The following is an 11,909-nucleotide window of genomic DNA, read 5'->3' as shown; positions in this document are numbered from 1 at the left end:
TCGTCATCCCCGGCACGGACTGACGCTGGTTCGTGGCCCGCATTGCCGCAGCGTGATGTCAGCTGATCGGTCTAATCTCCCCTGCGTACTCATGTCATGCGCCGCTTCACGCGATGGCGCCACCGCGCGTATCCCTTCCTTGACGTCGGCCGACGACGATATGCGGCGAGATCCGAACGTCTCGCCGCATATCGTCGTCGTCCCGGTGAATCGAGTGGGCACGTAGACGATCGGCGCTTCGGGCGCTGCGCACGGAGCCGCCCGTACGCCCACTGGGCGGGGGTGCGCTTGAATGACCGCATGGCTGTGGTCATGGATGAGGAGACAGTGCACGCGTTCGCCGACGACACCGAGGTCACCGAGGGGCGGACGCTGCTCGCCGACGGCGCGGTGATCGAGGCGGAGAGTGAGCCGCGCGGCGTCAGCGGCTTGGTGCGGGACGGCTCGGGCGCCGCCTGCGGCGTATGGGTGCAGGTCGTAGGGCGGGAACTGACGGCGGAATGCGACGGTCCGTGTGCCCTGGCCTCAGGACGCTTGTGCCGACATGCCGTCGCACTCGCCCTGCACGCCGTCGAACGGCGCTTGCCCTGGCACACCCCGCCCACCGCCCGCCGCACGTCCGGCGAAGCCCTGCACGCGCTCACCGCCGTGGAGAAGGCCACCGTTCTGGACCGGCTGCTGGACGCTCGGCCCGAACTGCGCACGGAGGCCGACAAGATGGCCGTACGACTGCTCGCTCCGCGTGAACGCACCGAACTGAACGCCCTTCAGGAGGGGACGGCGGCCGATGTCGAGCAGGCCCTGCGCGCCCTGGCCACCGACAGTCTGACCACCGGCTACCGCCCCGGCTTCGGGTACACCGACGTATACGAGGCGGCGAGCCACCTGATCGAGCCGGTCATCGAACAGCACGAGGCCGATGTCCGCCGCCGGCTGGCGCTGGGCATGCCCGACGCGGCCGAGGCCGTGGCCCTCGGCGTACTCGACGGCCTGGACGCCTGCGAAGGCGACTACGACGGCGACGAGGTGCTGTGCTACGCCGGGGAGAACCTCGCCGAGATCTACGGGTACCAAATCCGTGAACTGATGCGCACCGCGGGCCGGGCCATGGAGTAGGCCCGCCACCGTGCCGATGTGAGGCAGCCGGGAACACCTGCGACCCCGGGCTGAGCTTCAGGAGGGGATATCAGGTTGTCGCGGTAGCCGCGCTGAGGGAACCCGGCGGCACCACGCCCTGCGAGCGCGCTCACGGGTCCTGCTGGTGGGCAGCGCGAATCTCGCTGAATCCGGGGCAAGAAGGAAGCCGGAAGCCGGGGTGCTCGTCATCGGCGGCAGCGCTCCGCACAGGGCCGCCGAACGCATCCGGCGAATGAGGCGCCGGGGTGGGAGGCCAAGCCTGCCGAAGTCGTCAGCTCGCGCCCCTGGCTCGCCTAGGCTGGCGGAGCATCAAGAGCACAACCACGGCAGAGCGGAAGTACCATGCGCGGCCTCACTGAGGCGAACCTCAAAATGCTGGCCGGCTCCCGTTCCTACGAGCGCGGGGTCGGCTACCTGGACGCGGTGTCCGGGGTTGAGGTCGGTGACGGCTGGGTCACCGCGAGTGTCCACGGCACGGAGCGGTACGAGGTGGAGTTGGCGCTGGACGGACCCGGCGGGCTGTCCGGTGAGTGTGACTGCCCGTACGGCATGGAGGGCAACTTCTGCAAGCATCTGGTCGCCCTCGGCCTGACGGTGCTCGCACAGCGGGAGAGCCTGCCGCGGCAGCGGAAGGCGGCCCGGGACCGTGCGCAGGACCTTGACGGGTGGCTGTCCGGTCTGGCCAAAGACGAGTTGCTCACATTGGTGCGGGAACAGGTCGGCGAGGACCGGCAGTTGCGGCGCCGTCTGGAGCTTCGGGCCGCGAGTGCCCGCGGCGATCTCGCCGCGGTCCGGGCCCGTATCCGCGATCTGCTGGATATCTCACCGTTCGCGCAGTACGGGTATGTCGAGTACGCCGATGCCCGCGCCTACGCCGACCAGGCCGGGCAGGCGGTGTCCGCGATCGGCGCGCTCACCGGTTCGGGCCGGGCCGACGACGCGATCACCCTGGCGCGGGAGGCGATGCGGCTGCTGGCCGACGCGGTGGAGAGCGTCGACGACTCCGACGGCCGGCTCGGGCAGGTCGGCACAGACCTCGCCGACGCTCACCTCGAAGCGTGCCGCGCGGCACGCCCCGACCCCGAGGAGCTCGCGCGCTGGCTGGTCGGCCATGCGCTCGGCGACGTGGACGACGGCCTCACGGACATCGACCCGCTCGACTACGAGGAAATCCTCGGCGAAGAGGGGATGGCCGTCCTGCGGAAGTCGGCGGTCGAGGCGTGGCGGGGCAACCGCCGCGGCTGGGCGGAGAAATACCTGATGGAGCGTCTGGCCAAGGCGGGAGGGGATGTCGACGCGGTGATCGCCGTGCATGCGGCCGACCTCTCACCGAACGGTCACACGCACCTGGTCATCGCCCACGAGCTGGACACCGCCCAGCGCCCCGACGAGGCCCTGCGCTGGGCGGAACGCGGAATTCAGGACGCCCGCGACCTCGCCGACGTCGACACCGCCCTCGTCGACTACCTCTGTGACCGCTACGCGCAGGCGGATCGGCTGCCCGATGTCGTCGCCCTGCGCCGCGACCACTTCGGCGCCCGCCGCACCCTGCTCGCGTACCAGCAACTGCGAGCAGCCGCCGGGGCCGCGGACTGCTGGCCGGCCGAGCGTGAGGGAGCGCTGGCTCTGCTGCGTGCCGACGCAGAGCAGCGACAGCACTCCCGGTACGGCGGCCCGGCCCTGATCGACGCCCTGCTCGATGACAAGGACACCGACGCGGCCTGGCAAGCCGCCACCGAGACCGGCGCCCACGACCAACAGTGGCTCACGCTCGCCGACCAGGCCCGTGCCGCCCGCCCCGCCGACGCGCTCGGCGTCTACCGGCGCCTGGCCGAACCCCTCACGAAGCAGACGGGCAACGCGATCTACGAGCAGCTCACCAGCCTGCTGCTGAGCATCCGCGACTGCCACCGCCGCCTGGGTACACAGGACGAGTTCACCACGTACCTCACCGCCCTGCGCGCCGACCAGAAGCGCAAACGCAACCTGATGCGGCTCCTCGACCAGCACGGCCTGTGAACCCACGACCGGCGCCCGAAAGCCGAGCCTGTACGACGGAGCCTGGGACGTCCGAGGGCCGGTTGGGAATCGTCGTATGGCATGGGCCGAGTGCTGTAGTGAAGCGCTTCTCGCAGGCTCGAGTGCCCGGCGGGGGACGCGGCAAATGGGGAAGAACCGAGCCATTGATGGGCGGTGAGCTGGTGATCCAGACGGTCGTCCCGGTGCCGGTGACTCGGGCGCGCACGTAACCGACCGGCGCTCCGACCGCGCGGGGAGCCGCCTCCGACGGCTTCCGTGCCACCACTGCGGCTCAGCCGTGGGGGGCAACCCTCTCACCTATGGGTGTGGTCCTGGATACAGTGGGTAGCCACAGCGTGCTCGACCACCTGACCGGAGGCAGACATGGCCCGCGCCTGGGAGGCTGACCCGTCCGCGTTATTCGAGCGGCGGCTGGGGAAGTCGGCCGAAGAGCTCGGGAACTCCGACGGCAACGACGAGTGTCCGGACATCTGGCAGCTCGACAACGGTGATGTGGCTGTGATCGGCCGGGATCTGACAGCCGTCTACAGCCCCCGCCTGCCGCAGGGCGTGAACCTCGCTCCGGACGAGCGGCTGGTCGTCATCCCGGGGAACATGCTCAGCGCGGCAAAGAAGGACATCCCCGATGCTTGACCTCCTCGCCCCCGATCTCGTTCCCGAGCAGGGCGATCGGCTCACCCGCACCGCCTACAAGGAGGACTTCCGGCAACGGGAGGACGCGGTCCGTGACGGGAGTTCCTGGAAGCTGGAGCGCCGACAGCACTTCGAGGAGCAGGGCAGTCCGAGCCGGGACGCCCTGCGTCGGGGTGACTGGGAGGAGGCGCTTCGGCTCCTCGCCGACCGGCGCGACACCTTGGCCGCGACCGCTCAGGAGGACGAGCGCAGAGGGTATGCCTTTCACCGTGTGCGGGTGGTCGAGAGGCCACTGACGCCGTATGTGCAGTGGGAACTCCACTCCCAGCGACAGCGTGCGGAATACGGGCAGCGGATCAGGGTTGTTCCCGCCGCGCAGGTGGCCGCCTCGGAGGACACCGGCCCGACGCCGGGTACTGGTTGTCCTGGACAACGCGGCCACTGTCGGCCAGGTCAGGCCGTTGCTACCGGGGAGCGCGCACAGCCTGGTGCTGGTCACCAGCCGCAGCCGCCTGTCCGGCCTTGCCGTCCGGGACGGGGCCCGCAGGCTCACGCTTGGCGTGCTGCCGGAGCCGGAGGCGGTTGCGCTGCTGCGCGTCGTCACCGCGGGATACCGGCCGGTCGATGACGAACGGCAACTCGCCGAATTGGCCCGGCTGTGCGCACGACTTCCGCTCGCTCTGCGGATAGCCGCGGAACGCGCCGCCAGTCACTTCCACCTACGGCTGGACGACCTGATCGCCGAACTACGCGACGAATCGGCCCTCTGGGACGCTCTGAGCACTGGCGACGACGAGGAAGCCGAAGCCGTCCGTTCCGTCTTCGCGTGGTCCTATCGCGCCCTGTCCGAGCAAGCCGCCCGTTTGTTCCGCCTGCTGGGCCTACACCCCGGACCCGAGTTCGGGCTGCAGGCCGCCGCGGCCCTGGCAGGGTCGGCCAGCACCAGTCGATCCCGGCAGCTGCTGGACTCTCTGGTCGGCGCACACCTCCTGGAACAGACCGCCCCGGACCGCTACCAGTTCCATGACCTTCTGCGTGCCTACGCCATCGACCAAGCCCAGCACGAAGAGCCGCCAGCCGAGCGGGAGGCAGCGCTGCGACGCGTGCTGGAGTGGTACCTGCACACCGCCGATGCCGCGCAGAGCTGGATCAACCCCGCCGAGGACCGCGTGCCCCTCACGCCCGCCTCGGACGACATCAGCCCGCTGACCTTCTCCGAGTACGACGCTGCCGTGGACTGGGCGGAACGGGAGCACGACAACCTCCTCCAGGCCGTACGCACGGCGGCCGACGCCGGGCATGACCGACTGGCGTGGCAGTTGGCCACAGTCCTGTGGAACGCGCAGTTCCCTTCCGTCTCAGGCACAAGCTGGCCGTGCGTGGGCCGCATCGGGCTGGAGGCAGCCGAACGGCTAGGAGAACGCGCCGCACAAGGCGCACTCCACACCTACCTCGGAATGGCCTACACCCGCCTCAACCGCCAGACCGAGAGCCGCGAATCCCACGAGAACGCGCTGATGATCCGGCGCGACCTGGGCGACCGTCTTGGCGAAGCACGCTCACTCAACCTGATCGGGCTGAACCATCTCCGCGGCAGACGACTCGACTCCGCTGCCCGCTACTTCGAGCAGGCCATCTCCGCCTTCCAGGAGCAGGATGCCGCCCACTGGGCCGCCACTGCGCTGTCCAACCTCGCGACCACCCACTACCGCGCCGGGCGGCTTCCGGAGGCGGCAACCGTCATCGACCAGGCCCTTGCAGCGCACCGGACCCTCGGCGATCATCGTGGCGAGGGCAACATCCTGCGCGTGCTGAGCGACGTCCAGCGTGAGCAGGGCGATATCGAGGCATCCCTGGCCACGGCCCAGGCCGCCCTCGATATCGCCCTCAGCCTCCGTAACCTGCGTCTGGAGGGCTTCTGGCTGCTGACCCTCGGCGATGCCCAGCAGGCGAAGTGCCAGTACGCCGAGGCCCTGACCTCCTACCAGCGCTCCGCCACACTCCACCGACGCCTCGCCGACCGCAGTCGAGAGGCGCTGGCCTGGCAGGGCGTCGGCGAGGTCTACCGCCGGCTCGGGCGTCATGCCGAGGCGGCCGACTTCCACCGCCAGGCTGCCTCGACGCACCGCGATCTCGGTGATGAGTGGCACCAAGCCCTGGCCCTCGATGGCCTGGCCTCGGCCGTACTCGGCGAAAGCCCGGAGGAGGCCCACCGGCACTGGGCAGAGGCGCTGAGGTTCCTCGCCGCTTTCGATGACCCTCGCGCGGTAGCGGTGCGCGAAAGCATCGACCGCCGGCTGACAGAAATAAGCTGAAGCAGCGGCCAAGGCGGAGGCCGATCCTGTGCGGTTCAGGACGGGGGACCGGCGCTGAGTTGGAGCTCAGCCCAGACAGTCTTGCCGCACGGGTGCCGGGGATCGACACCCCAATGCGTTGCCAAAGATTCGACGAGAAGAAGACCTCGCCCATGCTCGTCGCAGGCATCCGGAGGCGTGACAGAGACCGGACGCGGAAGCCGCTCGCCCCGGCAGTCGGCGACTTCGATACGCAAGATGGCAGGCCCAGCCCCCGGCCTCGTCAGGACGAGAGCCAGCAGGAAGTCCCGGCCGGGTACACGACCGTGCTGGACGGCATTCGCGGCGAGTTCGGCAACGAGCAGCGCGGCGGTGTGCGTGGACTGGTTGTTGTGGTCCCAGCCCCAGTCGGCGAGTTGCTGCACGGCGAGCCGACGGGCCAAGCGCGCCCCGCGCCGGGTGGGGCTGAGGCGCTGACTGAAGCGGTGGGTGCCCTGGACGAGTTGCTGAGAGTGAATTTCCTGCGACATGTCACAGAGCGTGGCCGGAGGCTCCTACGCTGACCAGGAAGACAGCCAGTACACAGCGTGCTGGTACCGGCACGTTCGGCTGACTGTCAGGGGCGGCGGGCGTGACCATACGGGCGCACGACATGGGGTGGTGACTCGGGTGACGGATACAGATATCGGCCCGGACGGGGAACGGCGTCCTGATCCTCGGGACGACACGGAAAGCGCGGCGGACCTCAACAGAGCCGTGGGCAAGCAGGTCAAACTGCTCCGTGAGCGGTCGGGCTGGACTCAGAAGGAGCTCGGCAACCGACTCGGCTACAGCGAGGATCAGATCGCGTCGCTGGAGCGCGGGCGCCGAACGCCGCAGCCGGAGTTCCTGGATGCCGCGGACGACCTTCTCGGCGCGGAGGGCTTGTTGAGGGTCACGAAGGAGGACATCGCGCAGGCGAAAGCGAAGGCGCGGGTTCGCCACCCGGCATGGTTCAGGGACTATGCACGCTTGGAGAAGGAGGCCGTTGAGATCAACTTCTACAACGGCCATGACATCCCAGGTCTCTTCCAGACCGAACGACGCGCACGGGCCCTGTACGAGATGCGAAAGCCGTTGCTGGACGAGGAGACGATCGAGCAGCGAGTGGCCTCCCGAATCGACCGACAGAAGATCCTGACTCGCTGGCCGCCTCCCATGGCGACCGCAGTGGTGGAGGAGGCAGTGCTTCGGCGGCCACTCGGTGGCTGGGAGGTGCACAAGGAGCAGCTGGATCAGTTGTTCCGCCTGGGGCGGCTGCGCAACGTCGAACTTCAGGTGATGCCGCTGGAGCGCACAGAGCACGCCGGCATGGGCGGGTCCTTCATCTTGCTGACCCCCAAGGGGAAACCGCAGGTCGGATACACGGAGATCCAGAACCATGCGCGACTGGCGACGGATGCCGAAGAGGTCCGTATCCTGGCCGCACGCTACGGCACCATCAGGGCCCAGGCGCTCACGCCACGTGAGTCCCTGGAACTGATCGAGAGGATGCAGACACAACGATGAGCACTGAGGATTCCGCGCCACTCAACTGGTTCAAGAGCAGCTACAGCGGCAACGAGGGCGGCGAATGCCTGGAGGTCGCCACCACCCCCGACGCTGTGCACGTGCGGGACTCCAAGGAGCCAACGAGGCCCCAACTCGTTTTCGCCCAGAAGAGCTGGGCAACGTTCGTGGCCTTCGCGACACGCCCTTGACGTACGAGGCGGGGATACAGCCAAGCGCCCAGTATCCCCGTGCCTGCCGCCGGGAGAGCCCAGCACCGTCGCGATGGCAGGAACGATCCCCTCGACCCAGTCGATCGCATCCGTGACATCGGCGTCCGAGATCTCGCGTCGGCCCGAGAGATCGCCGTCCAACAAATCCGCGTCGTGGCGATGGGCGGCGTGGGACCTGCGCCGCATGAGAAGAACTCCTGCCTTATGCCTCCGCGCACGGCTCCGGAGGGGCTTGGCTCTTCGGACAGTACCGCAGGTCCGAGGCTCACAGGCGACGGATCGAGCGGAACCTGTCCACGGACGGTCCACAGCCCTGGGTGCTCGTCGGCGCGGCCGGTTGCACCTCCGTGCTCTCCGACTGACTCTGCGGGCAAAGTGATGGACCACCGCCAGTCCATCAGGCTTCCGTGTTCGGCTGGGTCACCCTTCAACTGAGCTCTCGCATGTTCGCCCTGACATGTGATGGGCACTCAACTCGTGTGCTACGTCACAGGCGTTGCTACGATACGGGCGTCGGGTAGGTACAGGGTGGCTATCACGCGTGGGGACGCTGGCTCCGGATCTCCGGTACGGGTGCAGAAGCGGTCGCCTCGTCAAGGCGCAGTTACAGGAAGCCGGGGGGCTAATCGGGTCGCGGTGTCGCTCTCCTCTGCGGTGCGCCTGCGTCCGAACCTGTGCGGCAGAAAGCCCGCCCTACCTGCTACTGAGATGGCGAGGGGGCACGGTGGCTGGGCAGGGCGCACAGCTCCCGTCCACGGGCACGCAGATTTTCGTGGATGGAGAGCTAGTTACGGTGGTGATGGCGACACCAACTGCTACAGGTGCCGACCTCGTTATCCGCAAACCTGACGGCTCTCTTACGGATGCGGCACTCACTGCCGCAGAGCTGCAAGCCTCCTTGGTTCCTGTCAACGATGCCGGGGGCGACCCTGACAAGGCGCTCAGTGGCATGTGGGGCCGCTGGATGCAGCACGCAGTGCCGCGGATCCGCTCCGCAGTGCTTGCAACCCGCCCGCTGAAGCCGTTCGCCCACCAGGACGAGGCGGTGTTCAGCCACATGTTGGCCCAACCTCGCCTGCGTTTCTTGCTCGCTGACGAGCCAGGCACCGGCAAAACCATCATGACTGGGATGTACATCGCTGAAGGTACCCGTCGCGGCCTTATCCCTGGGCGCACGATCATCATCGTCCCAGCTCACCTGGTCGAGAAATGGCGCCGTGATCTGCGCCGCTACTTCGCGATTGAGGCTGGCCGGCTCACCCCCGAGATTGCGAGGGATCCCCGCGACCTCGATCCTCGGGTGCGCGTTTGGGTGGTGAGCATTGACCTGTACACGCACAACCACGATGTGCGTCGCAAGGTCTCCGGCGGACGCGCCTCGTGGTCGCTCACGGTGTTCGACGAGGCGCACCGGCTTACGCCTACGTCCCAGTACCTCGGCGCAGGAAGGGAGGTTGCGCGGCGCACTCACCACTTGCTCTTGCTCACTGCAACGCCCCACCGCGGGAAAGAGCACTTCTTCCGTGGACTGTTGAACCTACTCGACTCCACCCTTTACCCCTGGGATCCGCGGCAGACCGATTACGACACCGCCTTGAGACCCAGCACGCTCTCCTTTCTGCGGCGCATGAAGGAGGACCTTAGGGATCTTGAGGGTAACAAGCTCTTCCCGCACCGATACGCGGAGACCATCTCCGTCGATCTAAACCCTCATGAGCTGACTGCCTACAGGGCGGTGATGGATTACGTCGACATTCATTACGGCGACAATGCGACTCTGGCTCGATCCATTTACGGAAAGCGGGCAGCTTCCGCGTTGCTGGCGGCAGCCACCACAATCCGTCGGCGGCAGGAGGCGCTGCGTGGTCCTGCCGCGGCGCGAATGGGTGGACTCATACCTGATGAGTTTGCTGATGGTAGTGGCGCATACAACCTGGCGGTTGAGGACGAGGACGCCTGGAGCCGGGCCGAGGACACCCTTATCGGGGCCCGCACCAAAGACAAGGCCGAAGAGCTTTCAGCCATTGATGGTGTACTGGCCGCCATTGCTGCAGCCGAGACCGCCGGGCCTTCCACAAAGTGGCAGTGTGCTCAAAAGGTCCTCGCACGGCATGACATCCGGCCAGGCGAGGGTCAACTACTGGTGTTCACCGAGTTCGCTGATACTGCCCGTTGGCTCGCACAGCTCTTCGCCAAGCAGGGGTTTTCCGTTGCCACCCTGGAGGGTGCGGTGGGACACGATGACCGCGATACGCTCCAGCAGCGGTTCCTCGCAGGCGATTTTCAGGTGTTGGTGTCTACCGATGCTGGTGGCGAGGGAATCGACTTGCAGTCGGCTCACGTGATGATCAATTGGGATATCCCTTGGTCGCTTGTCCGGCTCGAACAACGGATGGGACGGCTACACCGTATCGGGCAGACCGAGGCCGTCCACATCTACCACTTGGTCGCTCCCGAGACGCGCGAGGGCCGTGTCCAGGAGGTTATGTTGACCAACCTGGAGCGAGCTGGTGATGCGCTCGGCGGGCGCATATTCGATCTACTGGATGCCGTAGCCGAACGGGCGTGCTTCGACTACACGAAGGCACTTGTTGAGGCTCAGTCCAGCGCCACCCCACTAGTGCTCGTTCCTAAGACCGACGAGCTAATCGCCTCAGCTCGTGAACTGGTAGCCGACGAGGACCGGTTGCAAACGCCAGCGAATACGGAAGCGGCGATGGAGCGGTTTCGTGCTGACAGGCTCGAAGCCATCAACCCTGTTATCGTCGATGCGTTCTTGGACCAACTTGCGCGCTCGGAAGGTTGGCAGGTCTCTCCTGGGCCGGCCCGGGGGCTCCGATGGGTTCGATCGCGTCGGCATCTTCCAGAGGCCCTCGGAGCGGGGCACCAACAACTTTTCGCTGCTGACGGTGCATCAGTAAGGGGCGCCATCAATGACGGTGCCACCGACCTAGACGATGTCGTGGTTCTTGGGCCCACGGAAGAGCCGTTCGTTGACCTCGTAGAACTGGCGCTGCGATCCGGCGAAACCGACTTGGCGCGCGGTACCCAGCTCATCGACACCGCTTCGCTGACTGGATACACGTTGTTGCTCTACGACGCTGAAGTCGAGGTTCACGATGGCCTGAGGCGCGTCCGGCACAAGACCCCGCTGCTCGTGCGTTATTCCGGCGCTGGTGCGTTCGGCGCGGGGTGGGAGTCACTGATGAACCTGCGCACGGCGGCTGGCTCTCCGGGGACAGTTCCGACGTTGGCGCCAGCGATGCGCACAGAGGGCATGGAGGAGGCCCAGCGGCTACTTGCTGAGGAAGTTGCCCGGCACGTGAGAGAGCGCGAGGTGTGGGTCGGCAAGGCCCGGGAGCAGCTGGATCAGGTTGAGTACCGCTACATCGAGGAGCTAGAGGAACTGTCGATCGAAGTCCGTCGCGAGCGGATGACGCTGTTCGATCAGGTCAAACGCGACAGACTGCACCAACTAAGCCAGATGGAGAAGGTCAATCCGACCGCACCGCGGCTAATCGGCTGGGTGCATGTCGTTGGTGGTGCCCGTGTCACGGAGCTCGGGCACGATCCTGACAGCGAGGCAATCGCAGTCGCCACTGTGCTCGCCGAGTTGGAACGGCTCGACTTTATCGTTGACGACAGACAAACCGCGAAGGTCGGTTATGACCTGTTCGCTCGGCATAAGTATCGCGGAGAACAACGCCTTATAGAGGTCAAGGGCTTCGCCGAGAATCTTCGGGCTGTATGGCTTGAACAGCATGAGTGGGCTCAAGCGCAACAACGCAGCAACGACTACTGGCTATACGTTGTCGAGAATTGCGCGTCTGTGCCCACGGTCGTTGTTCGTGCTCAAGACCCGGCCGGCAAGCTGGCGCATGGCCCCCGGCGTATTGAACGGTTCCAAATCAAGCTTGCGGAGTTGAGGAAGCTCATGGGAGACAGCAAGTGACGAATCATCACCAGTCGACTGCGGCCGATGCCCCATCAAGCGCTACACACGACGTGACATCCCGAATGATTGACCGCTGGTTCCCATGTGCGG

The 11,909-nt window shown here is 66.8% G+C and carries 8 protein-coding genes and 1 pseudogene; 8 read left to right on the top strand and 1 reads right to left on the bottom strand.

All coding sequences use genetic code 11. The features are described from left to right. The first annotated feature begins 312 nt into the window (after positions 1–312). The 5 genes and pseudogenes from ABZU99_RS01010 (at position 313) to ABZU99_RS00990 (ending at position 6,125) form a co-directional block, all read left to right on the top strand. On the top strand, positions 313–1,116 hold the full coding sequence (locus ABZU99_RS01010; RefSeq protein ID WP_355946963.1) for a hypothetical protein: 804 nt from the start codon (positions 313–315) through the stop codon (positions 1,114–1,116). 363 nt (positions 1,117–1,479) lie between these two features. Then, positions 1,480–3,156, top strand: a complete 1,677-nt coding sequence (locus tag ABZU99_RS01005) for a hypothetical protein (protein WP_355946966.1) — start codon at positions 1,480–1,482, stop codon at positions 3,154–3,156. 384 nt (positions 3,157–3,540) lie between these two features. Further along, positions 3,541–3,810: a hypothetical protein gene (locus ABZU99_RS01000; protein ID WP_356044302.1), complete on the top strand. Its 270-nt coding sequence runs from the start codon at positions 3,541–3,543 to the stop codon at positions 3,808–3,810. Next, positions 3,803–4,141, top strand: a pseudogene (locus ABZU99_RS00995) (DUF6879 family protein); the annotation flags it as partial. The gene ABZU99_RS01000 and the pseudogene ABZU99_RS00995, both read left to right, overlap by 8 nt. A gap of 130 nt (positions 4,142–4,271) precedes the next feature. Then, complete coding sequence (locus ABZU99_RS00990) at positions 4,272–6,125, top strand: tetratricopeptide repeat protein (protein WP_356044305.1); 1,854 nt, start codon at positions 4,272–4,274, stop codon at positions 6,123–6,125. 35 nt (positions 6,126–6,160) lie between these two features. Here ABZU99_RS00990 and ABZU99_RS00985 read toward each other — a convergent pair whose 3' ends face one another. After that, positions 6,161–6,634 carry an ATP-binding protein gene (locus tag ABZU99_RS00985; RefSeq protein WP_356044308.1) on the bottom strand — a complete coding sequence of 158 codons (474 nt, stop codon included), beginning with the start codon at positions 6,632–6,634 and terminating at the stop codon, positions 6,161–6,163. Positions 6,635–6,773: 139 nt separating this feature from the next. Here ABZU99_RS00985 and ABZU99_RS00980 point away from each other — a divergent pair, with 139 nt between their 5' ends. The 3 genes from ABZU99_RS00980 (at position 6,774) to ABZU99_RS00970 (ending at position 11,816) form a co-directional block, all read left to right on the top strand. Next, a complete protein-coding gene (locus ABZU99_RS00980) occupies positions 6,774–7,652 on the top strand; it encodes a helix-turn-helix transcriptional regulator (RefSeq protein ID WP_356044311.1) in 879 nt (292 codons plus the stop codon). Continuing rightward, positions 7,649–7,843 carry a DUF397 domain-containing protein gene (locus ABZU99_RS00975; protein WP_356044313.1) on the top strand — a complete coding sequence of 65 codons (195 nt, stop codon included), beginning with the start codon at positions 7,649–7,651 and terminating at the stop codon, positions 7,841–7,843. Before ABZU99_RS00980 ends, ABZU99_RS00975 begins: the two co-directional genes overlap by 4 nt. A 985-nt stretch (positions 7,844–8,828) precedes the next feature. Beyond that, positions 8,829–11,816 (top strand): helicase-related protein, encoded by a 2,988-nt coding sequence (locus tag ABZU99_RS00970; RefSeq protein ID WP_356044316.1) that lies wholly within the window; start codon positions 8,829–8,831, stop codon positions 11,814–11,816. Positions 11,817–11,909: the final 93 nt, after the last annotated feature.

The organism is Streptomyces sp. NPDC005266 (assembly GCF_040607655.1).
Lineage (GTDB): Bacteria > Actinomycetota > Actinomycetes > Streptomycetales > Streptomycetaceae > Streptomyces.
This window is presented reverse-complemented; position numbering and strand designations above follow the sequence as displayed.